General features: G+C 38.7%; 27 protein-coding genes. 11 read left to right on the forward strand and 16 right to left on the reverse strand.

Going from position 1 to position 26,717, the window contains the following annotated elements; translation table 11 throughout:
• Window positions 1-170: 170 nt before the first annotated feature.
• From FCR06_RS01055 to FCR06_RS01090, 8 genes are all read left to right on the forward strand, one after another.
• Window positions 171-1,382 carry a hypothetical protein gene (locus tag FCR06_RS01055; protein WP_138497005.1) on the forward strand — a complete coding sequence of 404 codons (1,212 nt, stop codon included), beginning with the start codon at window positions 171-173 and terminating at the stop codon, window positions 1,380-1,382.
• A 73-nt stretch (window positions 1,383-1,455) separates the two neighbouring features.
• Window positions 1,456-3,831 (forward strand): carbamoyltransferase HypF, encoded by a 2,376-nt coding sequence (gene hypF / locus FCR06_RS01060; protein WP_138497006.1) that lies wholly within the window; start codon window positions 1,456-1,458, stop codon window positions 3,829-3,831.
• Window positions 3,832-3,865: 34 nt separating this feature from the next.
• Entirely contained in the window at window positions 3,866-4,126 is a 261-nt protein-coding gene (locus FCR06_RS01065) for a HypC/HybG/HupF family hydrogenase formation chaperone (protein ID WP_138497007.1), read from the forward strand.
• Window positions 4,127-4,261: 135 nt separating this feature from the next.
• A complete protein-coding gene (gene hypD, locus FCR06_RS01070; protein WP_138497008.1) occupies window positions 4,262-5,446 on the forward strand; it encodes a hydrogenase formation protein HypD in 1,185 nt (394 codons plus the stop codon).
• 67 nt (window positions 5,447-5,513) lie between these two features.
• Window positions 5,514-6,596 carry a hydrogenase expression/formation protein HypE gene (gene hypE, locus FCR06_RS01075; protein WP_138497009.1) on the forward strand — a complete coding sequence of 361 codons (1,083 nt, stop codon included), beginning with the start codon at window positions 5,514-5,516 and terminating at the stop codon, window positions 6,594-6,596.
• Between the two features lie 18 nt (window positions 6,597-6,614).
• A complete protein-coding gene (locus tag FCR06_RS01080; protein ID WP_138497010.1) occupies window positions 6,615-6,956 on the forward strand; it encodes a hydrogenase maturation nickel metallochaperone HypA in 342 nt (113 codons plus the stop codon).
• Window positions 6,947-7,771, forward strand: a complete 825-nt coding sequence (gene hypB, locus FCR06_RS01085; RefSeq protein WP_138497011.1) for a hydrogenase nickel incorporation protein HypB — start codon at window positions 6,947-6,949, stop codon at window positions 7,769-7,771. Before FCR06_RS01080 ends, hypB begins: the two co-directional genes overlap by 10 nt.
• A 326-nt stretch (window positions 7,772-8,097) precedes the next feature.
• Entirely contained in the window at window positions 8,098-9,678 is a 1,581-nt protein-coding gene (locus FCR06_RS01090; protein ID WP_138497012.1) for an alpha-amylase family glycosyl hydrolase, read from the forward strand.
• A 117-nt stretch (window positions 9,679-9,795) separates the two neighbouring features.
• On the opposite strand, the gene FCR06_RS01095 is transcribed toward FCR06_RS01090, so the two are convergent.
• The 6 genes from FCR06_RS01095 to FCR06_RS01120 all read right to left on the reverse strand — a co-directional run bounded on the left by FCR06_RS01095 (window position 9,796) and on the right by FCR06_RS01120 (window position 13,256).
• Entirely contained in the window at window positions 9,796-10,170 is a 375-nt protein-coding gene (locus FCR06_RS01095) for a hypothetical protein (protein WP_138497013.1), read from the reverse strand.
• Complete coding sequence (locus FCR06_RS01100) at window positions 10,160-11,167, reverse strand: LLM class flavin-dependent oxidoreductase (RefSeq protein WP_138497014.1); 1,008 nt, start codon at window positions 11,165-11,167, stop codon at window positions 10,160-10,162. The genes FCR06_RS01095 and FCR06_RS01100 overlap by 11 nt, the downstream gene beginning before the upstream one ends.
• Window positions 11,168-11,413: 246 nt before the next feature.
• Window positions 11,414-11,755 (reverse strand): hypothetical protein, encoded by a 342-nt coding sequence (locus FCR06_RS01105; protein ID WP_138497165.1) that lies wholly within the window; start codon window positions 11,753-11,755, stop codon window positions 11,414-11,416.
• Window positions 11,756-12,170: 415 nt separating this feature from the next.
• Entirely contained in the window at window positions 12,171-12,482 is a 312-nt protein-coding gene (locus tag FCR06_RS01110) for a hypothetical protein (RefSeq protein ID WP_138497015.1), read from the reverse strand.
• 2 nt (window positions 12,483-12,484) lie between these two features.
• Window positions 12,485-12,751: a hypothetical protein gene (locus tag FCR06_RS01115; protein WP_138497016.1), complete on the reverse strand. Its 267-nt coding sequence runs from the start codon at window positions 12,749-12,751 to the stop codon at window positions 12,485-12,487.
• Between the two features lie 85 nt (window positions 12,752-12,836).
• Window positions 12,837-13,256: a hypothetical protein gene (locus FCR06_RS01120; protein ID WP_138497017.1), complete on the reverse strand. Its 420-nt coding sequence runs from the start codon at window positions 13,254-13,256 to the stop codon at window positions 12,837-12,839.
• Window positions 13,257-14,298: 1,042 nt separating this feature from the next.
• On the opposite strand from FCR06_RS01120, the gene cysK reads away from it, so the two are divergent.
• Window positions 14,299-15,258 carry a cysteine synthase A gene (gene cysK, locus FCR06_RS01125; RefSeq protein ID WP_138497018.1) on the forward strand — a complete coding sequence of 320 codons (960 nt, stop codon included), beginning with the start codon at window positions 14,299-14,301 and terminating at the stop codon, window positions 15,256-15,258.
• Between the two features lie 82 nt (window positions 15,259-15,340).
• The gene (locus FCR06_RS01130; RefSeq protein ID WP_138497019.1) at window positions 15,341-15,532 is read left to right on the forward strand and encodes a hypothetical protein; all 192 of its coding nucleotides are present in this window, start codon (window positions 15,341-15,343) and stop codon (window positions 15,530-15,532) included.
• Between the two features lie 24 nt (window positions 15,533-15,556).
• On the opposite strand, the gene FCR06_RS01135 is transcribed toward FCR06_RS01130, so the two are convergent.
• The 9 genes from FCR06_RS01135 to fdxB all read right to left on the reverse strand — a co-directional run bounded on the left by FCR06_RS01135 (window position 15,557) and on the right by fdxB (window position 22,750).
• Window positions 15,557-16,066: an ArsC/Spx/MgsR family protein gene (locus FCR06_RS01135; protein WP_138497020.1), complete on the reverse strand. Its 510-nt coding sequence runs from the start codon at window positions 16,064-16,066 to the stop codon at window positions 15,557-15,559.
• 279 nt (window positions 16,067-16,345) lie between these two features.
• Window positions 16,346-16,957 carry a cupin gene (locus tag FCR06_RS01140; protein ID WP_138497021.1) on the reverse strand — a complete coding sequence of 204 codons (612 nt, stop codon included), beginning with the start codon at window positions 16,955-16,957 and terminating at the stop codon, window positions 16,346-16,348.
• 5 nt (window positions 16,958-16,962) lie between these two features.
• Window positions 16,963-17,130, reverse strand: coding sequence for a hypothetical protein (locus FCR06_RS32335; RefSeq protein WP_189523291.1), 168 nt, complete (start codon window positions 17,128-17,130; stop codon window positions 16,963-16,965).
• Between the two features lie 127 nt (window positions 17,131-17,257).
• Window positions 17,258-17,743: a hypothetical protein gene (locus tag FCR06_RS01145; RefSeq protein ID WP_138497022.1), complete on the reverse strand. Its 486-nt coding sequence runs from the start codon at window positions 17,741-17,743 to the stop codon at window positions 17,258-17,260.
• 123 nt (window positions 17,744-17,866) lie between these two features.
• Window positions 17,867-18,463, reverse strand: a complete 597-nt coding sequence (locus tag FCR06_RS01150; RefSeq protein WP_138497023.1) for a heme-copper oxidase subunit III — start codon at window positions 18,461-18,463, stop codon at window positions 17,867-17,869.
• A gap of 80 nt (window positions 18,464-18,543) precedes the next feature.
• Window positions 18,544-18,840: a hypothetical protein gene (locus tag FCR06_RS01155; RefSeq protein ID WP_138497024.1), complete on the reverse strand. Its 297-nt coding sequence runs from the start codon at window positions 18,838-18,840 to the stop codon at window positions 18,544-18,546.
• Between the two features lie 221 nt (window positions 18,841-19,061).
• Window positions 19,062-20,750 carry a cytochrome c oxidase subunit I gene (ctaD, locus tag FCR06_RS01160; RefSeq protein ID WP_138497025.1) on the reverse strand — a complete coding sequence of 563 codons (1,689 nt, stop codon included), beginning with the start codon at window positions 20,748-20,750 and terminating at the stop codon, window positions 19,062-19,064.
• Between the two features lie 77 nt (window positions 20,751-20,827).
• Window positions 20,828-21,805 (reverse strand): cytochrome c oxidase subunit II, encoded by a 978-nt coding sequence (locus FCR06_RS01165; RefSeq protein ID WP_138497026.1) that lies wholly within the window; start codon window positions 21,803-21,805, stop codon window positions 20,828-20,830.
• Window positions 21,806-22,456: 651 nt separating this feature from the next.
• On the reverse strand, window positions 22,457-22,750 hold the full coding sequence (fdxB, locus tag FCR06_RS01170) for a ferredoxin III, nif-specific (RefSeq protein WP_138497027.1): 294 nt from the start codon (window positions 22,748-22,750) through the stop codon (window positions 22,457-22,459).
• Between the two features lie 1,173 nt (window positions 22,751-23,923).
• Here fdxB and FCR06_RS01175 point away from each other — a divergent pair.
• Window positions 23,924-25,513, forward strand: coding sequence for a helix-turn-helix domain-containing protein (locus FCR06_RS01175; RefSeq protein ID WP_138497028.1), 1,590 nt, complete (start codon window positions 23,924-23,926; stop codon window positions 25,511-25,513).
• A 93-nt stretch (window positions 25,514-25,606) separates the two neighbouring features.
• Here FCR06_RS01175 and FCR06_RS01180 read toward each other — a convergent pair whose 3' ends face one another.
• On the reverse strand, window positions 25,607-26,584 hold the full coding sequence (locus tag FCR06_RS01180; protein WP_138497029.1) for a sucrase ferredoxin: 978 nt from the start codon (window positions 26,582-26,584) through the stop codon (window positions 25,607-25,609).
• Between the last annotated feature and the right edge of the window lie 133 nt (window positions 26,585-26,717).

The raw sequence follows: 26,717 nt of genomic DNA on the forward strand, positions 1-26,717 counted from the left end.
TAACAAATCTATTTTACCGAAGCGTTTATTTAAAAGACATATTCTGTAACTTCAAGAATTATACTTGATTTTCTTGAGTATTTTATCTCAAAAATATCAAAATGTTACTGTTGTTACATGCTGTTAAATATTAATGTTTTTAAATATTTATCAGCCTCTATTTCCGGTTCATGGATATCCCAATTAAAATTCATCCTTTAGCACAATTACCGCCAGAAGCAACAGCAACTCCTCAAAACTTACCTTTATCATCTCAGGGTGCCGAGGTCATTTTAGGTAATATTATTGAGGCACAACAATTAGTGATGCCTGTAGTACCCAGTCCGATTACAATGTTTGGACCTCGTGGTGCTTGTTTGTTGTTAAATGGGGTATTGTGGGTGTCGGATACAGGACATCATCGATTACTGGGATGGCGAAATTTACCTACTAAAGACAGTCAACCGGCTGATTGGGTAATTGGACAACCTGACTTTTATTATGAAGGACAAAATGCTAAAAGTACAACTGGAAGAAGTACCTTAAATGTACCAACTGGAATTTGTAGTTGTGGCGAAGGATTAGCTGTAGCAGATGCTTGGAATCATCGGATTTTGATTTGGAAAAATTTACCACAAGATAGCAATGTACCGGCAGATTTAGTATTAGGACAAACAAATTTTAGGGATAATGAACCAAATCGAGGAACTCAACAAGCATCTGCCGATACAATGCACTGGCCTTACGGAGTTTTTTATTATCAAGGACAGCTATTTGTTGCTGATACAGGAAATCGCAGGGTATTAATTTGGCATCAATTACCAACAGAAAACGGTCAACCTGCTGATTTAGTTTTGGGACAACCGGATATGATATCTCGTAATGAAAACGGTGGTGGTTCTCCAACCCCAGCGAGTATGCGTTGGTGTCACGATATCACCTTTTGGGGAGAAAATTTGGTTGTCAGTGATGCTGGCAATAACCGTGTAATGATTTGGCAAGGAATACCCACAGAAAATAATACTCCTTGTGCAATAGTTTTAGGACAAAAAACCTTTGATTCCGTAGAAATGAATCAAGGGGTTTATTATCCTAGTGCTAGTAGCTTGAGTATGCCTTATGGTGTAGGCGTGGGTGGGGAGTGGTTAGTAGTTGCAGATACTGCAAATTCGCGATTGTTAGGATGGAGAAAGTCACAATCAATTTTATCACTGCAAAATGCAGCCGCAGATGGAATAACCGGACAAATGAATTTTCAAAGTAAAGGTGAAAATCGGGATTTTGGATTAGCAAAACGAGATAGTTTAAATTGGTGTTACGGTATAAAAACTTGTGGTAAAACGGCAGTAATAGCTGATTCTGGAAATAATCGAATTTTGCTGTGGCAGTTTAATAATTTGTAATTCGTAATACTCGCCTCTGGCGAGAAGCAAGCTACGTAATTCGTAATTCATAATTTTTGAAAATCAGATTGCTATGGTGATTGAAGAAATTAGAGTTCGCGGTACTGTTCAGGGAGTAGGATTTCGTCCTACTGTATATCGTCTTGCTAAAGCCTACGATTTGGGTGGAGATGTTTGTAATGATGGCCAAGGTGTTTTAATTCACGTATCTGGTAGTGAAGAAGCAATAAGCGAATTTGTTGCCAAATTACAAATAGAATGCCCACCGTTAGCAAAAATTAATGAACTAATAAGAACTCCTTACATTGGTAAATTGAACGTTGATAATTTTGTGATTTCTAGTAGTGTCAATAGTGCAATTAAAACAGAAATTGCTCCTGATGCAGCAACTTGTCCACAATGTCAAAAAGAAATATTTGACCCTTTTAGCCGCTTTTACCGTTACCCCTTTACTAACTGTACTCATTGCGGTCCTCGCTTGAGTATTATTCGGGCAATTCCTTATGACAGATGCAATACCAGTATGTCTGCGTTTACCATGTGTTCGGAATGTGCAAAGGAATACCACGATGTCGAAAATCGCCGTTTTCATGCCCAACCTGTAGCTTGTCATGCTTGTGGTGCTTCAGCTTGGTTGGAACGTGCCGATGGGAAAACGGTTACAGCTTCCATGTTCTCAATGTTAGATGATGTTGATGCTGTTTGTACCCTATTGCAAAAAGGTGAGATTGTTGCAATTAAAGGGTTAGGTGGTTTTCATTTAGCTTGCGATGCAACTCAGGAAACTGTTGTACAAAAACTCCGTCAACGCAAAAGGCGCTATCATAAACCCTTTGCTTTAATGGCACGAGATATTGAAGTAATTGAACAATATTGTATTGTAAATGCTAAGGAAAAAGAATTATTAACAAGTTCTGCTGCACCGATTGTTTTATTACAGAGAAAGGAACTAAGAATAGAAACCGAGAATAGATATTCTCTGAATTTTAATATTGCAGCTTCAGTGGCACCGGGGCAAAATCATCTTGGTTTTATGCTACCTTACACTCCGTTACATCATTTAATTTTGCGGCGGATGAATCGTCCAATTGTTTTAACTAGTGGCAACATTGCCGATGAACCCCAATGTATTGATAATAATCAAGTTAGAGAAAAATTAGGAACAATAGCTGATTATTTTATTCTCCATAATCGGGAAATTATTAATCGAGTAGATGATTCGGTAGTACGGGTTGTTAGTGAGAAAGTTCAAACAATTCGCCGTGCCAGAGGATATGCACCAACAGCGATTAGTTTACCACCGGGATTTGACAATGTGCCGCCAATTTTGGCAATGGGTAGTGAGTTAAAAAATACCTTCTGTTTGTTGGGAGAAAAAAAAGCAATTCTTTCGCAACATCTAGGAGATTTAAAAAATTATATGGCTTTTCATAATTACAAAGAAACGTTAAATTTATACTTAAATTTATTTAAACATGAATCAGAAATAATTGTGATTGATAAACACCCTGAGTATCTCTCAAGCAAACTTGGTAAAGAAATTGCAGATAGAAATAAAATTAAAATTAACCCAATCCAACATCATCACGCTCACATTGCTGCTTGCATGGCAGAAAATAACATTCCTGTAAATTCGCTTCCAGTATTAGGTATTGCTTTAGATGGTTTGGGTTATGGTGAAGATGGTACACTCTGGGGGGGAGAATTTATTTTAGCAGATTACCGAAAATTTAGGCGATTAGCAACATTTAAATCAGTGGCAATGATTGGCGGTGAACAAGCAATATATCAACCTTGGCGTAATACCTATGCCCAATTAATAGCGGCTAAACTTTGGGATGATTGCCAACAGCAATATACTGATTTAGAAATAGTTAAATTTTTGAAAAATAAACCATTAAAATTACTTAATCAATTAGTTGAAAAAGGAATTAACTCTCCTCCAGCTTCCTCGGTGGGAAGGTTGTTCGATGCGGTGGCGGCGGCTATCGGTATTTATAGAGATGAATGTAGCTATGAAGGACAAGCTGCGATCGCAATGGAAGCTCTAATCGATATTAACATCTTAAATAATGATAAAGAAACGCTAATTTATCCTTTTAAATTTAGTTTTTCAGATAGTATTTACTGTATAGACCCGCGTCCAATGTGGCAAGCTTTGCTCCATGACTTGCAGCAACAAATTCCCCAAGCATTTATCGCTGCTAAATTTCACAAAGGTTTAGCCAATGCGATTGTAGAAATGGCTAAACGTCTTTGTCAAGAAAATCTGATTTATCAGGTAGCTCTAACAGGAGGGGTGTTTCAAAATTGTATATTGTTAGAGCAAGTTACCAAACCTTTACAAACATTAGGAATAGAAGTATTGACTCACAGCTTAGTTCCAGCTAATGATGGCGGGTTATCTTTAGGACAAGCAGTTATTACGGCTGCACAATTCAGAAGATAAATTCATCTCACGCCAAGGCGCAAAGAAGATAAAAATGTGTTTAGGAATTCCCGGTCAAATTATAGAAATTACCAACGTTAATCATAAATTAGCTATTGTTGATGTTGGTGGTGTTAAACGCCAAGTAAATATTGCCTGCATTGTTGACGAACAACATCCGCCTGAAGCTTGTATTGGGGATTGGGTATTAGTACATGTTGGCTTTGCAATGAATCGAATTAACGAACAAGAAGCGGCAGAAACATTAGAGTTATTGCAAGAATTAGCAACTGTACAAGTAGAGATGAATACTTAAATAACAGACTTTTTTCTTCACGCAGAGGTGCAAAGGCGCAGAGACAAAGAAGAGAATTCTGGCACTCAGTTTAATTTACTACTTCTAAAACTTAGTCCTTTGCGGTTCGTTTGAAAAAACTATGGTTCTATTTCTATGAAATACGTTGATGAATTCCGCCAAAGAGAAAAAGCTGAAGCCTTACGCCGTGAAATTGCAAAATTATGCCAGCAACTAGAAAAACCAATCAAAATAATGGAAGTGTGCGGCGGGCATACCCATTCTATATTTAAATATGGCATTGAAGAGACTTTGCCCGATCGCATCGAACTAATTCATGGGCCTGGTTGTCCAGTATGTGTTATGCCAAAGGGGAAATTAGATGATGCGATCGCTATCTCTCAAAATCCTAACGTCATCTTCACTACATTTGGCGATGCGATGCGAGTTCCTGGTTCCAAAACAAGTTTACTACAAGCCAGGGCACAAGGCGCAGACATCCGGATGGTGTACTCTCCTTTGGATAGCCTGCAAATTGCTAAAAATAACCCTAACAAAGAAGTAGTTTTCTTTGCCTTAGGCTTTGAAACCACAGCCCCCAGCACCGCCTTCACCATTCTCCAAGCAACAGCCGAAGAAATTCCTAACTTCAGTATGTTTTGCAATCACGTGCTTGTGATTCCCGCCCTCAAAGCCCTACTAGATAACCCCGATTTACAATTGGATGGATTTGTTGGGCCTGGTCATGTGAGCATGGTAATTGGTACTGAACCTTATGAATTTATTTCCCAACAATATAATAAGCCAATTGTCGTTTCAGGATTTGAACCTTTAGATATTCTCCAATCAATTTGGATGCTGTTACAACAGCTAGTAGAAAATCGTTGCCAAGTCGAAAACCAATATAATCGAATTGTCCAAAAATCTGGAAATATACAAGCACTGCAAGCGATAAATAAAGTTTTTGCTGTGCGAGATAGTTTTGATTGGCGGGGTTTGGGTGATATTCCCTATTCAGGATTAAAAATTAAATCTGAATATGCTCAATTCGATGCCGAACTTAAATTTACCATTCCCAATCTCAAAGTAGCTGACCATAAAGCTTGTAAATGTGGAGAAATTCTCAAAGGAGTTTTAAAACCTTGGGAATGTAAAGTATTTGGTACAGCTTGTACACCAGAAACACCCATCGGTACTTGTATGGTATCTTCTGAAGGTGCTTGTGCAGCCTATTACAAATATGGACGACTTTCTACAATGGCTAAAAAAGTAATAGCTGAGAAACCAAAAATTACCATCACCCAAGAACCTCTTCCTGCCTGTGGTTTTTCTTTAGACTAATACATCTTACAAATACTCTGCGAACCTCTGTGCTTTCCTTTGCGTTGAAAAAATCTCCCATTTTAATATGAATCTTTTCCCCACAAACTCAATACAAAATCCTCTATTGACAAAATCCCATAAAATCCAAGATACTCATATAACTCTCGCACATGGTAGCGGTGGTAAAGCCATGCGCGATTTAATTGACGATATCTTTGTTAATACTTTTGATAACCCAATTCTTTCTCTATTAGAAGACCAAGCAACCTTCAACTTATCTTCTCTTTTACAACAGGGAGATAGACTCGCTTTTACCACAGATTCTTATGTTGTAGACCCTTTATTTTTTCCCGGTAGTGACATCGGAGAGTTAGCCATCAACGGTACAGTGAATGATTTAGCCGTTAGTGGCGCTAAACCTTTATATTTAACTTGTAGCGTAATTATAGAAGAAGGATTACCAATAGAAACCTTACGACGTATTGCAGCCAGTATGAAAGCAGCGGCGAAAAATGCTGGTGTTCAAATTGTCACTGGTGATACAAAAGTTGTACATCGCGGTGCTGCTGATAAACTGTTTATTAATACTGCTGGTATTGGTATCATTCCCCAAGGAGTTAACATTTCTGCTCGCAATATTCAACCTGGGGATGCTGTAATTATTAATGGTGAATTAGGCAATCATGGGGCAGCTATTTTAATTGCCCGTGGAGAACTAGCTTTAGAAACTAATATTGAGAGTGACTGTCAGGCGTTGTATGATTTAGTAGCAACTATCCTCAATGTCTGTCCCCAGGTTCATGCGATGCGGGATGTAACACGTGGTGGTTTAGCTACAGTTTTAAATGAATTTGCCTCCAGTTCAAATATAGGAATTCGCCTCGAGGAAGAATTTATTCCAGTGCGTGAAGAAGTGAAAGGTGTTTGCGAAATTTTGGGTTTAGATCCATTGTATTTAGCTAATGAAGGTAAATTAGTTGTAGTAGCAAAAAGAGAAGATGTTGCATCTATTTTATCCGCTATGAAATCTCACCCAGCAGGAAAAGATGCTTGTATGATTGGTGAAGTTATTACCTCACCTCCAGGTATCGTCTCGTTAAAAACAATTTTTGGTGCTGAAAGAATTGTTGATATGTTGGTAGGCGAACAATTGCCCAGAATTTGTTAATATTTCAGATATTTTTAGATGCACGAATTAGGAATTACTCAAAACATTGTAGCAATTGTAGCTGAACATGCAAAAGGTGCAAAAGTACAACGAGTTGTATTAGAAATTGGCAAACTTTCAGCTATTATGCCTGAGGCTATCCGATTTTGTTTTGATATTTGTACACAAGGAACAGTTTTACAAGCATCGACATTAGRAATTTTAGAAATTCCCGGTTTAGCAAAATGCCAGCAATGCGGTGCAGAAATTTATCTAGATAAGCCATTTGGTATTTGTAGCTGCGGTAGCGTGGAATTAAATTTAATATCTGGTGAAGAACTAAAAATTAAAGAAATAGAAATAGAGGAATTATGTGTGTAACTTGCGGTTGTTCTGATGATGGTGAAACTAAAATTACTAATCTGGAATTCAGTAAAGCTGAATATAATCACCATCATCATACTCACACTTTAGCTGATGGCACTGTTATTACCCATTCTCACAGTCATGAGCCTCATATAGAAGTATCTCAAGTTCATGCCAAGATACATGGCACAACTATATCCTTAGAACAAGATATATTAGCAAAGAATAATTTAATAGCAGCTCAAAACCGGGGATGGTTTAAAGGTCGAAATATTACTGCTTTAAATTTAATGAGTTCTCCTGGTGCTGGGAAAACAACTCTTTTAACTCGCACTATCAATGATTTAAAGCATCAGTTATCTATTAGTGTAATTGAAGGCGACCAAGAAACTGCTAATGATGCTAAAAAAATTCAAGAAACAGGTTGTAAAGTCATTCAAATTAATACTGGAACAGGCTGTCATTTAGATGCATCGATGATAGACAGGGGTTTACAACAACTAAATCCACCGTTGAACTCAGTTGTGATGATTGAAAACGTGGGAAATTTAGTTTGTCCAGCTTTATTTGATTTAGGAGAAAATGCAAAAGTCGTGATTCTCTCCGTCACAGAAGGAGAAGATAAGCCGATAAAATATCCGCACATATTCCGTGCTAGTGATATCATGATTTTAACTAAAATTGATTTGCTGGCTTACGTGCAATTTGATGTACAAAAATGCATAGAATATGCTAAGCAAGTAAATCCGCAAATTAAAATCTTTCAAGTTTCTGCAACTACTGATATAGGCTTAGATAATTGGTACAAATGGTTGACTGAAAAAGTGTAGATTAATTAACTTGGATATCTTGTTTAATTATTAGCGATCGCTCCATATTCCACTGTTGTGAAAAACTGCAATATCAGTCTTAAAACTCCAGCACTACTGAAGTATTTTTTACTGTACCTCCAGCATTTATAACTCATTTTGATAAACTTTAATAGATATTTATTAATCACCTGATTTCAAGGAAGAATAGATAATCTGAAAAACCTAATATTATAAAATTAAGTCATGGAATTATGAAATCCCCCTGCGGGTTCATGAAAATTGGAAGTAGTTTTTACAACATTAGAGATGCATACTTCCATTTTTCTATCTGTGCGTAAATCCTCATGGCTAAAATTGAAGAATTGACACCCCAGCAACTCTCCATAACAGACCTAAAACCACGAGGGAGAGTTTATCCGAGTCCGATCAGTTGGCGCGACCAGTTTTTGTACCAATTGATAGTAGATAGATTCAGTGATGACAATGAAAATCAAAGGGAACTTTTTGACCGCGCTAACCCTTTAAAATTCCAGGTTAAAGACAAAGCCGACTGGATGACAGCAGGTACAAAGTTTGCTGGTGGTACTCTTAGGGGAATTAGAAGTAAGTTAAATTACTTGCAACGATTGGGAGTAACAACGCTGTGGATTAATCCGCTTTGGCGACAACCCTCTCAATTAGAAACTTATCACAGCGATCGCATTCAAGACTTTTTAGATATTGACCCCCACTTTGGCACCCGTCAAGATTTAAGAGATTTAATTGATGCTGCCCACGATCGCAGGATGTATGTCATCTTAGATGTAATTTATAACCAGAGCGCTGATAACTGGTTCTATCGAGATGACCTGATTGCAGCTTTAGCAAGAGTTTACCAATATTGGATTGCTGTTTCTGACTGCGATGGCTTTTGCATAGACTCCCTTAAACACGTTTCTTTAGAAGATTCCCGCAAATTCTGCACTGCTATTTCTGAGTACACCCAATCTATTGGTAAAGACAACTTTTTACTGGCTGGGGAAATGACTTCCGGGAGTATGGCTGCTGCTGACATAGACATTATTGGTCGCAACCTTAGTGCTGTATTAGACAATGTGCAGGCTCCTAATGAATTGACTGCACTTGCAAAAGGTTTAGTAGATCCAAAGCAATTTTTCGATTTATATAGCAATAATCTCGCCGGAGAATATCGCCAAATTGGAATATATCATGTCTGTGTCTTGGATGACGAGCGGATGTCATTCCGTACTAATAAGCAGCGATTTGCCGCATATAGTAATGTGCCTAATCTCTATGAGCAAGTCGCTCATGCTGTCGGTGTGCAATTAACTATGCCAGGAATTCCTGCTATTTATTATGGAACAGAACAGGCTTTTGATGGCAATCAAGGTTATCACGATTACAGTTTAGAAGGTGAAGGGTTAGCAGAAGATAGATATATCAAAGAAGCAATGTTTGGCGGTGATTTTGGCGCATTTCAAACAGTAAATTGTCATTTCTTCGATATCGACCATCCTACCTATTTGCGGATAGCTGCGATCGCCCGTATCCGTAACCGTCAAGATAAAATTGGCAAAGCATTGCGCCGTGGACATCACTATCTGCGGGAAATATCCTTTTGTAATTACCCCTTCTCGATTCCCCCACAAGGCGAATTGGTTGCTTGGTCACAAGTTTTATTTGACACAGAAGTGCTGATGGTATTGAATAGCAACGGCTTAGAAAATCGGGGTGCAGAAGTGACAGTAGATACTTATATGCATCCTCAAGACTCAGAAATGACTTTTTTATACAAAAGTGATTGGAGCAATGCCGATTTACGCAACCCACGGCAGAATCAAACTGTAGCTGTACAACATCATAACGATGGTCGCGCAACGGTGCGAATTGATTTGCCTCCTTCTGGAATGGTAATTTTGGCGTAAGCAAGCACTACAGACAATATTGTACACTCTTCTAAAATTGCAACACCCTGCACTCTTAGAGTACAGGGTGTGAGATAGAGATAATGGTGAATAAATATATATGAATGTTTATTGACCTCAAAGCCAATCTCGATAGGCTGAAATTTCATTGACACCAATTTCAAATGGCATCCCTTTGCCAAATGGTGGATAAACGCGAATTTTGGCGTTACTACTAAACCGCTCTAACCGATTACCTAATTGGGGAATATTGCTGACAATATGCCAGTAAGATACTAAGTCGGGGCAGTCAATAATTAATGTGAGAATATTGGTATTTGTTGTCAAATACCATTGACAATTAGATAACAGCACTCGCGTAATGCGATCGCAGGCTAAATAAAAGCATCTGCCAGTAGACTGTTCTAATTCCATCTGCAACATTCCATCCTCTCTTGTTACCTCGGCTGGAGGTAAATCATCGGGAGGCAGCAGGTATAATTTAGAAGACATAATTTCGCACCTCTTGGTTGTAGCGCGTCAAACTCTCTAGGTTTTTTTCCATATCTAAAGATGAGGGTTTGAGTGCTAGCGTACCTAAATTCAATTCATCCTGAAATTTTTTGATTTTGTCTCGACAAGTCTCCACATCACCGATAATTGAGTTCTCAATCAAATAGTCTTCATCGAAACAAATGTTTGTGCGATCGAATGGTTTTTGGTTGGGATTCGCACTATTTTGCAATGTTTGGGCCGAATTAGCTTTCATTTTCTGGCTAAATTGGCGAATAAAAGGTAACGCTTCACTCACTGCCTCATCAAATGTTTTGCCAACATAAAAGAAGCGTGCCAGCACAAAGTTTTCTGCACCACTAGCATTTAACGCTTGATATTTGGCAATCGTATTCTTCAATCTTTGTAGAGAAAACGGCGGGCCACCCATTAAACTGAAGGAATGTTTGGCGGCAAACTCGATACCATTATCACCACCAGTGGCAACATATACGGGAATTTTTGGCTGCAATGGTTTGGGGTAAATTGTTAGGCGATCGCATTGATAATATTGCCCATTAAATGATACGTTAGTTTCATACAAAAGCTTTTGAATCAATGCCATTGCCTCTAACATTTTGGGACGCGATTCACTCATTGGTGTACCAAAATGCTTATTTTGTTGAGGGAAAGGCCCTCCTTTAGCAACTCCAAATAATAATCGTCCACTGCACAAGTTATCCAAAGTGGCAATGTCCTCTGCTACCCTAATTGGGTTATAAAATGGCAGCAACACCGCCGCCGTACCTAATTTGATAGTTGAAGTCAATCCCGCCAAGTGTGCCATTAACACCAACATGGATGGGCTAAGATTGGATTCATTAAAGTGATGCTCACTCACCCAAGCTTCCTCAAAGCCTAAGCTTTCTGCTTGTTTAATCAGCGTCACTTGCTCAAAAATGGCACGATGACCATCTTGGTGATGATTTTCGTAATTGCAGAAAATTCCAGTTTTCATTAGCGTTGGTACTTTTTACCCACCGTGTGTGCTGGCTATTTATTAGTCTGTCAAGGTAACTTTGCTCGATTTAAAACTCTTGGCGTTAGAGTGTTATCTGATGTCCGGCTCATTCGTAATATGTCCGAAGCGAGTGAAACGATGCAATCACAAAGTTTTTAGGATTGCTTCCCTACGGTCGTAATAACGGTTATTTGAGCGGACATGATATCAGTCTTAAATCGGCGATTTTTAATTCACAGAGTCTTAGGTAGCAGTAGCAACCCACTGCAACTCCAACCATAGGCGTGGATTGTTATGTTTGAGCTTCGACATCGGGTCGCGTAACAATCGCTTGGCATTTATGCAGACTACCTGCATTAAACCCATGTTGTCTGCTACTTCTCGAAGTATTTCTTTTTGAGCTTGCACACAAGAAATCATTTCATCAGAGCAATAAATTCCTATATATTGCAAGCGTCTTGCAGGTCGTCCCCAAAAACAGGTAATGACTTTCACATAACACCCGTCTAGTAATTCCCCAACTGTCGGATAGTAGTGGTTAACGACTCTTGTGAATTCTTTAGCTAAGATGTCTTCAGCAATCATTTCAACTGATATTTCTGTAGCGTCGATCACTCTATTTAATATAACATAATACTGTCAATTAATGATGATAAATTAACTAATTTAATTGAAATAAAATATTAAAGATGGCAATTCATTTTGATAGTTAATAGCAAAAAATAAAAAAGTTTACTTGAGTGATACCTTACTGAAAAAAAGTTACAATCCTCCCAGATATTTTTATCAAGTTAAAGTACAACATCAAGCTTGTTTAACTTCTGATTTTACAATCTTCAATTATGTTATATTTTTATACGAAAAAGAGGTATACCTGATTTAGGATACCTCTCATTTGCTTACAGCTTTTTTATTTGATTTAGAAAAGATGAATTCAATCAAATGTAGCTAAATTGCACATTTTTATTTTGAATTCTGAATTTTTAATTTTTAATTTTTATTATCGAGCATTGCGTTCGCAAACTAAAACCTCTGCTACAATATCCGGCAGATTTATCAAGTCTGTAAATCCTTCAGAGCCAGAAATTGGTGAAATAAATGTATAGTTTGGATCGCACGCTCCATTGTCATATACTTGAATAAACCACCGATCTGGAAATCCTTGTATACCTAGTTCTACAATGTACCAACTCTCGCCAATCAGACGAGAGTTAAACATTGTAAACCACTCTCTATTTTCTTCTGAAATGTTCCAATCTGCCATGAGTAGCTCTAAAGCTATTTGTCCGGCATCAGTTGAAGTCAATAGCATTTTTACTCCTTATTAACGACTTCAGAGTTGGATACTTCAGGATATAAACCTAGTTGTTTCGCTAACTCGCGTGCTACAAAAAATAAAAATTTTGCCCCATCTTGATTGCCTTCATGGGCGAACATAGTTGCCACTTGTAACATTGTTTCTACAAAGCCAGAATCAATTAATTCTGGGTGAGCTTCCAAAACTTCTGGCTCCTGACCATTAGGACATTTAAGTAGCTCATCAATTAGGTTAAAGTACAATTGTTGGCGTTGTTCTGTCATGGTAAATCTATTGATTTGAATGAATAAATTTGGAGCCTAGTCAGAGATTTAAAATCTCTAAAGAAATCTTAGATGGGATAATTGATTACTGTTCGATACTTTGCTGCCACAGCCTTTCCAACATTTCAACTTGTTCTTTGAAAATAGCAGCACGATAAACAAGATATCTATCGTAAAAGATTATTCCTAACCCAACACAAATCGGGGTTAACAAAAAGAACCATTGCAGGATAGCACCAAATTTATATTGCTCAGCAACAGTCACCATTTGATTAACCACATTCTGGTCAGAGGATTGGATGCTAGTTTGAGATAATGGTGTACTTTCTGTCTGGGGAGTCACAGCGATCGCTCCACTAGTCTTGCTAACTTGGCAGGCTAAATTTTGTGATTCTAATAACTCAAGATGTCGCTCCCAAATTATGCCAAATACTACTAGCCCTGGAGAAAGCACTGCTATAGTAACTATGCAAACTGTAAGAAGATTTAAAAGTTTGGCTTTCATTTTGGCTCTCCCTTGCTAGGTAGTATCCACCCAGTAAGATATGTCCTTTGTCTTTTCTTACAAAGTTCTGGTTGCGGGAAACCTCCGCTGGTAACTTTGTGCTTTGTCTTTTGTTAGTTAACAATAACTAATAATTAATAACAATGACTAAGAACTAAGGACTAATGACTAATGACTAAAAATATTTAAGCACATTAGCTGACTCTCAAAAGAGAGATTAAGAAGTCCCCCCTAGTTCACTAAGCTTTCGCCTAAGAATTTTGGGGGGTAGAGGGGAATCTCTGCGTAAATCCTATATGTTTTATATCAGCCACCTTTTCACAAAACAGTTTATCGCAGCTCGATTAAGATTATTAAATTTATTAAAACAGTACTCACAGCCTGTAATTATTGCCTGATAAGTCTTATAAAAATTCATTGGGGTATGGGTGCTAGTATTTTTCAGGTAGGGTTCTAGTATTTTTCAGGTGGGGTTCTGGGGTGTGGAGTACTCAATCTCAAAGCAATGTAGACACGGTTCAAAGACTTTTTTTATGAATTTTTGGGCTGACAAAATCTGTACTCAAAACCAAATATCAATGTCTCTTGATCAGGATAGACTGAATAAATAAAAAAAACAATTAAATTTGATGCGCTTAATTCATACTTCTATAACTAAATGAATTTTAGCAACTAACGTATTGATTCTTGCTTGGGAACATTTAGAAAAAGTTCTTCTTAAACTTATATATTTGGTGATTGAGTTAAAATACATAGTAGATACACTCATCTACATTCCAGGTAAGAATTCAACCCTAAGCAAGAGGCGGTGCAGTCTCTTTAGTTTCCATAAACGAGCAACTGCCGTTAAAAATTCCAAATTTCTCAGGAACATTGGATGATTGGTATATTGATTCAACAAATTTATCGTAATTCTGTAACTCTTAGATTCCTGAATTGTAGTTTTTGAATTCTCATTACTCAGCCGCAAAATCAATACATAAAAGTTTATCGTTATAAATAGATACTCTGCACTAAGATTTAGGATTTTAGGAGTTAAATAATGCGGATTGCTAAAGATGTAACAGAACTTATTGGAGGAACTCCTTTAGTTGAACTGAACAAAATTCCTCAAGCTGAGGGGGTACTAGCAAGAATAGTTGTCAAACTCGAAGGTATGAACCCAGCGGCTTCAGTCAAAGACCGCATTGGCATAAGTATGGTACTCTCAGCAGAAGCAGAGGGTTTAATTGAGCCGGGGAAAACTATTTTAGTAGAGCCTACCTCTGGTAATACAGGAATTGCTCTAGCGATGGTAGCAGCGGCGCGGGGCTACAAATTAATTTTGACGATGCCAGAAACCATGAGCCATGAACGGCGGGCTATGCTCAGAGCTTATGGGGCATCTTTAGAGTTGACACCGGGTACTGAGGGAATGCGGGGAGCAATCAAAAAAGCCGAAACAATTGTAGCTAATACTGCCAATGCTTTTATGCTGCAACAATTCCGTAACCCTGCTAATCCGAAAGTTCATCGCGAAAGCACCGCCGAAGAAATTTGGGCTGATACAGATRGGGAAGTGGATATCGTCATTGCCGGAGTTGGTACTGGTGGGACGATTACTGGGATTGCAGAGGTAATTAAAAGCCGCAAGCCAACTTTCCAAGCGATCGCAGTTGAACCCAGCAACAGCCCAGTCCTCTCTGGTGGTGAAGCCGGCTCTCATAGGATTCAAGGTATTGGCGCCGGATTTATTCCAGATGTTCTGCGCTTGGAATTAGTTGATGAAGTAATTAGAGTCAGCGACGAACAAGCCATTGCTTACGGGCGACGGTTAGCAAAAGAAGAAGGCTTATTGTCTGGAATCTCTTCTGGTGCAGCTTTATGTGCTGCAATTCAAGTAGGTAAACGAAAAGAAAATGCTGGACGTTTAATTGTAATGATTCAGCCTTCTTTCGGCGAACGTTACCTCAGCACCCCAATGTTTCAAGACTTGTCCTTAGAAACTGCTAGCGTCCGTTAATATGAATCAAAGAAGGGGCACAGCAATGCTGTGCCCTTTACTCGTGATTAAAAAACGCTCTCAACAAACAGCGTGTTAATTTTTGCAAGTCAATGCATTAACAATGCAGGTCAATACATTAACAATGCAAGTCAATACATTAATAATGCAAGTCGATGCATTAACAATGCAAGTCAATGCATTAACAATGCAAGTCAATGCATTAACAATGCAGGTCAATGCATTAACAATGCAAGTCGATGCATTAACAATGCACAAGGTTGTCTTTAGATAACACAGTCCTTAAAAACCACCATCACTAATGGTTACAACTGCCTTGCTTTTGCTGTTCTTCAGCATGATGCTTACAACCACCTTGCTCATTATGATGATGATTGTGATCGCCACCGTGGGCACAGCCTTGCAAATTTTGGTTCATCAGATTTTCGCTAATTTCTCGCAAGGATTCATCCACAGGGTTTAAACCAATCCAAGCATCAATCTTTTCCACATCGAATCCGACTTCACGGCGATCGCCTACTTCTAACAAAGGACGGCGAATCAACAGCGGATCTCTCAACATCAGCATCAAAGCAGTTTGGGCTTCAATTTTTTCTGGAACTATTTCACCAGATTTTATCCGTGGGGAAGAACGATTAAACCAATCAGCTACGGGGCGATCGCCAAAAAATGAGCGCAACCGCTCAACTGTCCAAGGTTCTGTTAACAAATCGTATGCTAACACCTCATGACCAGCAGCTGTGAGCAAAACTCTTTGCTTAGTACCACCTTTACAGCCTGGTTTGCTATAAAAAATTACTCTTGCCATGTAACTACCTCTTAATTACTCAATTGTTCGTAGTTGGCGCTTTACCAAAGACAGCACAAACTACTAATCCATGCAAATAATCTTGAGATTCCTAATTGAAGAAGAATTTAGCAATCTTGATAGTGGGGGATTGGGATAGTTAACAGTTATCAGTTATCAATTCTCAGCAGTTTTCTGATAACTGATAATTGATAACTGTTGAGTCTGGTGTTTCACCGTTTATTCATTTACCACTCGGATAAAATTCAGTCTGACTCCAGACTTGGGAATTTTTTCTTATCAAAAATTCTTCGCCTTATGGGTAACAGAGTCAAACTCAAATCTTTCTTTCGGAGTGGTTTCGCCATAAACGTTAAAAGTCACAGTTGGTTCATCACCCAGTGCTTCTACACTATGAATTGCATTGGAAGCAAAGCTAATAATATCTCCTGGAAAAAGAGCCACTTCTCCCTTATATTCAATTTTCTCCTGAGATTCTGAGCTATGAGTGCGTTGCCAAAAAGTATTTTTTTCCTGACCTTTTAACACCGCCACTACTCCCCACGTTCCATGATTATGAATATTCGAGCGAGTTCCTGGTGCAAATGTTACTACTTGCACTGTCAATGGAAAACCCAATTCATCATATAGGAGTGAAACAGAGGTTCCAGTTTTTGCAGAAGGTTCTAAATATTGACTCCGCACCCAGTAGGAATTGACAATCAAGCGCCTGACTAGCATCCGCATTTCTGGCAAACAACTCGATTCATCTTCCGCACTATTGAGAACATCTTCCACCTCAGTTAAAAACCGATACAGGCGGTAATTATCTCTCAATAAATCCCATCCTCTGACAGACTTACAGGCTTGACACTCACCATCTGCCGTTATTAGCCAATCCTTACCTTGCATAACTTTTAAAATCTGATATGAGAAGATTGGATGACAATAATCGGAGAAACATTAGGAAAAGTTTCCACAGGAGGTGTAGTAGGAATGTAGATTACAGGAAAAATAGAGTTGTTATTACTCGTAGTTCCTAAAAGCGAGTAAGAGGAAGATGAAGTAGATAACCAATTGTTCATGAGTGTTCACCTTGATTTAAGAAGGGAATTAGGGACTAGGGATTACGGACTGGGGACTGGGATTAGGTACTAGGAAATAAATTAGGAATACTTTCTCAATATTCAATTCCTAATCCCCACATATTCATTAATCGTCTTCTTCTGCTGGATGTGTCAAAATATCCAAGAGAATTCCGGCTCCAAAATCATGCTTTGCGTCTATCTCTTTGACTCTGGCGCTGATTTCTTTTGCTTCCTCTATTGCTCCTAACTTTGCTAGAACCAATCCAGAAGCAGCATAAGCATTCAAGTACAATCGAATTTGTGGATCTTCTTTGCGATTGACTAATATCGGCTTAAGTTGCTGCCATTCCTCAGGTAATTGTTCTAGTTCTTTAATTTTATCTAATAATTTGGTTGTTGTTTGCAGTGCTAAAGAATAATTATTTTTATAGTAAAAGAATCTATATGCTGCTACTAAGACATCTGTATTTTCACCAGTTTTATCTAAAGCTTGGTGAATATATTTTTCGGATTCTGATGTATTTTCCCAGTTGTTTGCAGCTAAAATTAATAAATTTTTGATATCCTCAGGAACCTGAAACCATGAGAATTTATTTGGTTCGAGTTGCATATTAGGAAATGGGGATTGGGGAGATAGAGAGATGGGGAGATAGGGAGATGGGGAGAGGAGACAAAGAAAATAATTCCTAACTCTTGGAAAGACTTGGGTTATCGCGTCTCTCCCCACTCACTTTTAAAACAGCGTAAGAATATACACCAAACTGAAAAGAACAATCCAAATAATGTCTACGAAGTGCCAGTAAATTTCTGCCATTTCGATGAAGGTGTGATTTGTTGCAGAATATTGACCGGGACGACGCGATCGCCACAACACACCTAATATTAATAACAGTCCCACAAAAACGTGCAAACCGTGGAAGCCTGTCATTAAATAAAAGCAGTTGGCGAAGATATTGGTAGTCAGACCATATCCTAAAGTTGCGTACTCATAAGCCTGACCAATCAAGAAAATTGCCCCCATGATGGCAGTAATTGTGTACCATAGTTGCATTCCCTTGACATTATTCTTTTTAATTGCCGTATCACCGAAGTGAATCACAAAACTGCTGGACACCAGAATAATGGTGTTAATCGTTGGCAACAATAGTTCTACTTCTGTTCCTTCTGGAGGCCAAACTGCTGTACTGCTGCGGAAAAACAAATAGGTAGCAAAAAGTCCGCCGAACATCAGGGATTCAGAGACGAGGAATGTTAACAGTCCCCAAACTCTTAAATCTGGATGTTGTTCGTGATGTTCTGCACTGTTATGTTCTGTTGTCGCTATAGTCATAGATTTGTTGGCAAAAAAGTGACTGGGGACTTGGGACTTGGGACTTGGGACTAAGCTAAAATATCTTGCATGATTTTTAACTAGCCTGCCCATAAATAAATAGAAATTTCCAGTTCTGAACGAGAAGTTTCCAGTTCTAGATGAGAAGTTTCCAGTTCTAGACGAGAAGTTTCCAGTTCTAGATGAGAAGTTTCCAGTTCTAAACGAGAAGTTTCCAGTTCTAGATGAGAAGTTTCTAGTTCTAAACGAGAAGTTTCCAGTTTTAAACAAGAACTTTCTAGTTCTAGACGAAAAGTTTCCAGTTCTAAACCAGAAGTTTCCAGTTCTAAACCAGAAGTTTCCAGTTCTAAGGGATTACCGAGAAATGAATTATTCAATCATTGTGGGGTAGACATCTTGTCCGCCCTTGCTTACAGGCGGGCGAGACGCCCACCCCACAAGAAAAGTTGAATTTTTTTTGATTTGAAAATCCCTAAGCTTGAAGTTTCAAGTTCTAAGCTTGGAGTTCTGAGTTCCAAGCCTAGAGTTGTGAGTTCTCAAATCACATGATTAGAAATTTCAGTCACCTTTAAAGAAATAGCGCTACTGACTCTACTAACTAAGCATTAGCTTCCGATGTCGTTGATGGCTGTAATTCAGTAACATGACCATTACCGTAGTCATAAGGGCCGTGAGTGACAACTGGCAAGACTTCCCAGTTTTCAATCGCGGGTGGTGAGCTAGTTGTCCATTCTAAGGTCAAAGCCTGCCAAGGATTATCGCCTGCTGGGCGTCCTTTAAGCCAACTTTGAATAATATTGATCGTGAAGGGAATTACTGATATCCCCAAAACAAATGAACCGAAGGTACAAATTTGATTGAGGTCGATAAATTGGGGGTCATACATTGCAACTCGTCGCGGCATTCCTTGCAAACCCAATTCGTGCATGGGTAGGAAGGTTAAATTCGTGCCAATCAAGGTGAGGAAAAAGTGAATGCGACCCCAGGTTTCATTCAACATCCGTCCGGTCATTTTGGGGAACCAGTGATAAATGCCGGCATAAATGCCAAACACGGAACCGCCAAATAGAACGTAATGGAAGTGTGCCACAACATAATAGGTGTCGTGGACGTGAACATCGAAGGGAGCTGTTCCCATTGTCACGCCGCTTAAGCCGCCCATGACAAACATCGATAACAAACCAATGGCGAAAAGCATGGCGCTGGTGAAGCGAATCTTACCACCCCAAAGGGTAGCAACCCAGCCGAAAATCTTAACACCAGTGGGAACTGCAACTATCAGAGTCGAGATGGTGAAGAACATCCGCATCCAACCGGGTGTACCGCTGGTAAACATGTGGTGTACCCAGACGAACAGACCGACAACGCAGATTGCCAAACTCGAATAAGCGATCGCTTTATAACCAAAGATTGGCTTGCGGGCGTGGACTGGAATCACTTCGGACATGATGCCGAAGATGGGCAGAATCATTAAATATACTGCCGGGTGAGAATAAAACCAGAATAAGTGTTGGTAAATTACAACGTTACCGCCTGCATCTGGTTTAAAGAAGGAGGTGCCAAAGTTGAGGTCAAACAACAGCAGAATTAAACCTGCTGCTAATACAGGTGTGGAGACGAGTGCTAAGACGGAGGTTGCTAGAATTGCCCAGCAAAACAAAGGTAGCTGATCCCATTTCATGCTGGGAACCTTCATCATCAAAATGGTGATCACAAAGTTCAGCGAACCCAAAATTGAGGAAGTTCCCACCAAAACGATCGCCAGTATCCACATGGTTTGGGCGATGGGTGCTGTCACCAAACTCAAAGGTGGATAAGCTGTCCAACCCGATTGCGAACCGCCAAAAATGAAACTACCTAATATCAGTGCACCGGCTGGTGGGTTTAGCCAAAAGGCGATCGCGTTTAGCTTCGGGAAAGCCATATCCCTAGCACCGATCATCAAGGGTACCAAAAAGTTACCAAATCCCCCAATGGCACTGGGAACAATCCACAGGAAGATCATAATCGTCCCGTGATTGGTCATGAAAGCGTTATACAAATTGGGGTCTAACCAATCTGCATCAGGTGTTGCTAATTCGACGCGGATAGCCATCGCCATCAGTCCGCCGATTAAATAGAACACAAACGCCGTTACTAGATATTGGATACCAATAACCTTGTGGTCAATATTAAATGTGAAATAGTCTTGCCATTTCCACGCTTCTTGATGAGACGTGTGGGCAACAGCCATTTCCGGTTTCTTTTGTTCCGGTGGAGTGTTGGGTGGAAATTCTACCTGTGTCATATTTTTGTCTTTCGTTGTTTGTCTGTTGTCATTTATCCTTTGTCAGTTACTAATGACTAATGACCAATGACCAATGACTAATGACTCTTAACAACTGATTCTAGAGTTGCAGCACTAATCCCCATATCGTGGATGTGAGGGGCGAGAAACTCTGATGTTGATAACTCAGCAGGGTTAAGCGCTACAACTTGATCCAAGTTTTGCTTTTGAGCAACCTGGTTTTCTGTTAACCAGCTCTTATATTCTTCTGGTGTGTGAACAAATACCTGTGTTCGCATTGAGCCGTGGTAACCACCACACAATTCAGCACAAACTACCGGATATGTACCTGGTTTGGTGGCAACAAATCGTAGTTCGGTAGGGATACCAGGAAGGGCATCTTGCTTCAGGCGGAAGTTTGGCACCCAAAATGAGTGAATTACATCATCTGCTGAAAGGTTGAGTTGCACATCTGCACCAACAGGAATGTGCAATTCCCCAGAGGTAATGCCACTTTCAGGATAGTTAAATATCCAAGCGTACTGTATCCCTTTAACATCAACCACTAAATCTGCTGGTTTGCCTATAACCTTAGGAGACGCGCCAATTCCAATTGTTGGAGCAGTTGTTGGTTGAGAAGTGTCGCTTAATGTGGCTGCGATCGCACTTCCTGGCATATGAGCAACATGAGCCGGCAAATGAGGATGATCTCCAGGTTCAAAGCCTCCCATGCGGTTAAAAACATCTACACTGTAAATGCCCAAGCCGAGGACAATTAGTGTTGGGATTGCTGTCCAAAAAACTTCTAAAGGTAAGTTGCCTTCTACTGGTATGCCATCGGTGTCATCTCCCCGACGCTGACGATACTGAACCAAAAAAATTATAATTGTTCCTTCTACTACTAAGAACAAAGCAATGGCGATGGTAAACATAACGTTGAAAAAACCGTCTACCAAAGGCGCTTGTTGCGATGCTTGTACCGGCAGTAGAGTGTGGCTTTGACCAATCAAAATACTAATTGCTGTGATTACTATCCCAGCAACCAGAGTCCATAGTGAAACAGGAACTTGTTGCATACATCCTACCTGCTCTGTAAACCGTCTTTTCAGGTGTGATTTTCTGGGTATTGGGTATAAAAAAGTAAAAAATAAAAAGTAAAGATGTACTCATATTCTTTTCTTTTTACTTTTGCCTTTTACCTTTTGACTTCACCATTGCCCATTCCCTTTCACAGGGCAGTGTTTTTTGTTTTCACTTATTAACTTTCTAACGTGCAGCTATAAAAAATGGGGGAAACTTCCAGATTTTTTCATATCTTTCCCCCATAAAATTATCAATTATATTTCAACTCCTATGACAAAGGAAGCTCACCTGCTTCCAGAAAAGCTAGTTGTTCAGAGGACACTGTTAGTCCTAATATTGATTAGGCTATATTATCAGCAAGTTTAAAATTGTCAATAACTAACATTTTGTGATTTACAGATTTGTCTACTATGAACTTTTTATCTAGTTCCAGTAAATCTTAAGTACAACAGCACGGAAATAAAGCTACCATTGCAAACAGCAATAAAGCATAAAATAAAAGCCTTTTGCCTTTTGACTTTTGATTTTTGACTTCCGCACAGCGGCACTGGCATTCCCCTCTAGTTACCTTGCTTAGGGCATTTGCCCTTTTTACAAACAGTGCCTCCTTAGATGAACAACAATATTGACTAACTCCACAAACCTTAATTATTTAATACAACATGGGTGTAGCAGTTCTTGGGACAAATCCGCGAACAAGCTTCACAACCAATACAGTTTTCTGGATAACTAACTGCCATTACTTTCCGTTCAATTTCATCATCATCTTCGTCTTCTACAAATTCCCCTTCTTCGTTGAGTGCCTTCAAACCTAGTACATTGTATCCGCATACTTTAACACATCTGCCACAGCCGATACATTTGTCTTTGTCAATTTCTTGAGCAAATTTTGGTGTCCAAGTCTTACCACCAAATGTTAAACCTGTTAGTTGTGCCATGAATTAATCCTCGGCAATTTTGCCTGACAATCTATTCCTACTTTAATCATTATATTATCCTAATTCTTTAATTTCCAAGATTTAATAATATTTTTAATCATCAAATTTTCATGAGCTTTCATTTCAAACTAAATTCTTTTTAATTTGATTTTGATAAATGAAATTTATTGCCAATAATTATGATATAAGTTTGAATAGTGAAATGTTTATCAAAGCCTCTACTAGCAATAACTATTGTTTCCTGAAGCTCTAAATTTATCTATAAAAATGATGATATTATTTTTCAAATATTTTAATATTGAGACCAAAAAATAGATAATAACAGTAGCATTATATACAAAATTAAATGTTTTTTAATTACATTTTTATATCTGCATTATGTATTTTTCAAACAACAATTTTGAATTTATTTTTTATGAAAATATCTAAATAAATACTGACAAAGTAAAGATTATTGTTTTTCCTTGATTCACTAGATGAAAAAGAGCTTATCATGAAGAAACTGTAAACTTTATGGCAGAATATTATGAAGCTTTAAATATTAAAATTATTAATAAATCAGCGAACAAGGAATTGTTATTGGCTTAAATTTTGACTAAAAAGACTTTGGGTAAGGTTCTACGGCTAAAGGTGAAATGTTCATTAACTACATAATTAAATAAATGTTAAGGTTTTTTTCTAAGCTCATTGCGAACAACTTAATTATTTAATTTATGAAATGTATATTTAATAAAGAAGTAATACTAGGCTCGGTTTGAAAGCCTTAAATAGCTTTCAATTTGGATGCAAAGTCAAGCAGATGGATGTGGGGACTTAGCAAGCTAGTATGCATCCAATTTGCACATTCTCTGGTTAAGTCTGTCATTGGTGATTGGTCACTTGTACTGATCGTACCCTTGCTCTTAAGCAAGCTAGCAAGAGGGTCTCCTTTAGGAGAAGCTGTTGGCGCAGCCCAAGGTAGAGAAGTATTAGTGATTGATCATTAGTCATTAGTCATTGGTCATTAGTAACTAACAAATGACAACCAAATAAAGTGAATATGTGTTTTAGCTGAGGTAAGAAAAGATTTTTCTTACCAGAAAGATCATGTGGTAGCGAGTGATAAATAAACAGGACTCATCCAGGGGAGACCTGAGCCAGACATCTCAACGATTAGAGTGGGAACAGAGCCATATGCCTTATACGATTCCTAACAACAGTTGCGTTGGATGTGACAACTGCCGCCCCCAATGTCCTACGGGTGCAATCAAAATAGAGGATGATGATTACTGGATCGATCCTTGTCTTTGTAACAATTGTGAGGGTTATTATCCAGAACCACAATGTGTAATAGCTTGTCCAACTAATTCTCCCATTCCTTGGCAGGTAAAAAAGGGTAGATGTAAAATTGAGCCGAGAGATGCTACCAGCTTAGATTTATTTTCTAACGGAAAGAATAATCCATTTGCTTCGGCGATCGCGATTTGGGAAGCTTGTAATCTACTGGCGCAACGCACATCCTTACATTGGGAAACTGATGAAGAGGGTTACTTATGTTATGGCAGACAAGTTAACCAAGGTAAAGGAGCGATCGCTTTCCATATCCAAGATCCATTCAAGGTGAGCGATAAAGCGACAGATTTAGCAGCAATTGAAGGGCTAGATATCAGAGCTGCTTGCATACATCTAATTTTTGCAGCTTATGCTACAGCTTTAGATCGACCTTGGGAACAGGAATTTGCGATCGATGAGCGCCAAATTGAGAAATATTTGGGGATGGAGAAACGCAAAGATTTAAACAAAGCTGCCAAGCTAGCTTTGATGAAAAATCTTGTGCAGCAAGCTTGCTCGCTAATTATCTCCATCGACTGGCCTCAACAAGGTCGAGTCAACGGATTTTCTGTTACAGGAACCCGTTTATGGCACTTGGTGGACATTCAGCACCATTTTCAAGAAGATGCTCTCGGCTGCAAATATCTGATTGGGCTAACTTTTAAAGTCAAAGCCGGTATTTGGGCACAATATTTCTTAAACAAACAAGCATGTAAAGAGCGAACTGCATTCTATCAATATGGTAGTCTCCCCAAAACGCTGCTAACTACAGTCATGAGCATTTGGCAACAACATGAAGGAGCAGTCCGACTAATGTTGTGGTTGTTGTTTAAAACTAAAATGGGTAAAGAACAACGCATTACTGTTCCTACCTTGCTGCGTGTTGCTTACGGTGAAGAAAAAGTCGCCATTGCATCCAGACAACGGGAAGAACGCAAACGCCTGCTACGAACTTTTGAAAACGATTTGGAAGTTCTCAATCATTATGGAATGAAACCAATTTTCGACCCAGTTACCTACCCACCAGAAATCCAACCTTTGTGGGCAAAGTTAATGGATATTCCCGAAGATCCAGATGAAGCATTGGAATTCTGGACTAATGACGGCGGGGCTGAAACTCGCCTAACAGATACAGGTCCTCGTGGGAAGTGGAATCTGCTAATGAATGCGCGGATTTTGGCTTTTGAACTACCAGCAGAATGGGAACAACAAATCTCACAATCACAGAAAAAGCAGCGGCGAGGTGTTAAAAGTAAAAGGAAGTCCGCCACCACAGGTGATTTACTAGGTGAAGAGGTTTCGGAAGCGCGAAAAAATTTGAATCTCTCTCAAAGAGAATTAGCAAAGCTTGCAGGTAAAAGCCAAAGCTGGATTCGAGATATAGAAAATGGTCGTTTAAAAGCCAAATTAGAAGACCAAGTACTGTTACGAAAAGTCTTAAATATGCCTTAGCAAGAATTCAGAATGAATCGTGTATGAACGAATAATTATTAATTCGTAATTTGTAATTACGAATTACGAATTACGAATTATTCTGACTCCTATTTAGGTACTATAAGTCATTACCTTACTACAAGTAAGCCAAATACTAGCTACAGCATATTTAGTAATCACTGACTCTTGTACAGCATTGCATGAACTCTTAAGTTTTTTAATCTTGGTAGCATCTTTCACAAGTTTAGCCTGGTAAGTGTAGAGAGAACCAGAAGTTTTTTCAAAACTTAGCTCAGCTAAAATCGTATTATTATCTAAACTTTGCTCTAAGATTTTGCCTACAACTTTGTAGTTCAACCAATCCCATCCTTCAGTGAAAATTAATTCTCTCTCCAAAATTTGAAGTGCAGCCGGCAAAATTCCCCAACCTCGATACACTGTATGCAAGCATTGAATTTCGCCGCTACGAGTCAAAATTGATCTGAATGAATCTTGCTCCAGAACACCGTAGTATCTTCCTTCTGGCAAGTCTATAATTGTTGGTGCAAAGCGATGTCCACCAAAATGCGATGATTTCCAAATCCGCACATTGTCTAAGTTCAAATTAGAAATAGTTGCTGTAGCATGAAAATAAAAGGGATTTCCGTATCTGGCACAGCACTTATCATGGCTACCGTGGGTACAAACTAAAATATCTCTAGTTGCAGTAGTTTCAACCTCAGAATTAGAACCAATACCCCATAACCATTTTTGTAAAACTGCTGCTACCTGCTCAATATTTGCTAGTATAATCTCTTGCTTTTGATATCCATTACTCAACCCTTCTTTTCTTTGATAAATCAAAAGCGTAGTTTTATTGACTTTGTGAGAAAAATCATTAGCAATTAAGAGGAATCTAATCGGTAGTTTAGCACGCTTCACTTCCTCAACTAAAATCCTCAAATTATTGGGCACCCATTTAGAATTAAACGCTTCTGATGTCCAAGGTGGCGGACACTCAATTAAAATATAAGTTTGATAATTGGTGGCGGTACCAATTATATCTTCTGCTGCTTGCCGTGAAGAATCAGAACAAAAAAAGGTGTTCATCTAACTATACTCATTAGTGTATTTTTTGGACAAAAGGTACGAGGAACTACATTTTTGTTCTTTAATAAAATATTCATAATTACAATAAATAAAAAGAACAATATGTATATAAAAGTTAAAATTTTTAGTTATT

Source organism: Nostoc sp. PA-18-2419, assembly GCF_005869855.1.
In the GTDB taxonomy this organism is placed as follows: domain Bacteria; phylum Cyanobacteriota; class Cyanobacteriia; order Cyanobacteriales; family Nostocaceae; genus Nostoc.

Coding starts and splice junctions, on each gene's coding strand:
- FCR06_RS01055 (WP_138497005.1), top strand. CDS start 171: ATGGATATCCCAATTAAAATTCATCCTTTAGCACAATTACCGCCAGAA.
- hypF (WP_138497006.1), top strand. CDS start 1,456: ATGGTGATTGAAGAAATTAGAGTTCGCGGTACTGTTCAGGGAGTAGGA.
- FCR06_RS01065 (WP_138497007.1), top strand. CDS start 3,866: ATGTGTTTAGGAATTCCCGGTCAAATTATAGAAATTACCAACGTTAAT.
- hypD (WP_138497008.1), top strand. CDS start 4,262: ATGAAATACGTTGATGAATTCCGCCAAAGAGAAAAAGCTGAAGCCTTA.
- hypE (WP_138497009.1), top strand. CDS start 5,514: ATGAATCTTTTCCCCACAAACTCAATACAAAATCCTCTATTGACAAAA.
- hypB (WP_138497011.1), top strand. CDS start 6,947: ATGTGTGTAACTTGCGGTTGTTCTGATGATGGTGAAACTAAAATTACT.
- FCR06_RS01090 (WP_138497012.1), top strand. CDS start 8,098: ATGGCTAAAATTGAAGAATTGACACCCCAGCAACTCTCCATAACAGAC.
- FCR06_RS01095 (WP_138497013.1), bottom strand. CDS start 10,170: ATGTCTTCTAAATTATACCTGCTGCCTCCCGATGATTTACCTCCAGCC.
- FCR06_RS01100 (WP_138497014.1), bottom strand. CDS start 11,167: ATGAAAACTGGAATTTTCTGCAATTACGAAAATCATCACCAAGATGGT.
- FCR06_RS01105 (WP_138497165.1), bottom strand. CDS start 11,755: ATGATTGCTGAAGACATCTTAGCTAAAGAATTCACAAGAGTCGTTAAC.
- FCR06_RS01110 (WP_138497015.1), bottom strand. CDS start 12,482: ATGCTATTGACTTCAACTGATGCCGGACAAATAGCTTTAGAGCTACTC.
- FCR06_RS01115 (WP_138497016.1), bottom strand. CDS start 12,751: ATGACAGAACAACGCCAACAATTGTACTTTAACCTAATTGATGAGCTA.
- FCR06_RS01120 (WP_138497017.1), bottom strand. CDS start 13,256: ATGAAAGCCAAACTTTTAAATCTTCTTACAGTTTGCATAGTTACTATA.
- FCR06_RS01135 (WP_138497020.1), bottom strand. CDS start 16,066: ATGGCAAGAGTAATTTTTTATAGCAAACCAGGCTGTAAAGGTGGTACT.
- FCR06_RS01140 (WP_138497021.1), bottom strand. CDS start 16,957: ATGCAAGGTAAGGATTGGCTAATAACGGCAGATGGTGAGTGTCAAGCC.
- FCR06_RS32335 (WP_189523291.1), bottom strand. CDS start 17,130: ATGAACAATTGGTTATCTACTTCATCTTCCTCTTACTCGCTTTTAGGA.
- FCR06_RS01145 (WP_138497022.1), bottom strand. CDS start 17,743: ATGCAACTCGAACCAAATAAATTCTCATGGTTTCAGGTTCCTGAGGAT.
- FCR06_RS01150 (WP_138497023.1), bottom strand. CDS start 18,463: ATGACTATAGCGACAACAGAACATAACAGTGCAGAACATCACGAACAA.
- ctaD (WP_138497025.1), bottom strand. CDS start 20,750: ATGACACAGGTAGAATTTCCACCCAACACTCCACCGGAACAAAAGAAA.
- FCR06_RS01165 (WP_138497026.1), bottom strand. CDS start 21,805: ATGCAACAAGTTCCTGTTTCACTATGGACTCTGGTTGCTGGGATAGTA.
- fdxB (WP_138497027.1), bottom strand. CDS start 22,750: ATGGCACAACTAACAGGTTTAACATTTGGTGGTAAGACTTGGACACCA.
- FCR06_RS01175 (WP_138497028.1), top strand. CDS start 23,924: ATGCCTTATACGATTCCTAACAACAGTTGCGTTGGATGTGACAACTGC.
- FCR06_RS01180 (WP_138497029.1), bottom strand. CDS start 26,584: ATGAACACCTTTTTTTGTTCTGATTCTTCACGGCAAGCAGCAGAAGAT.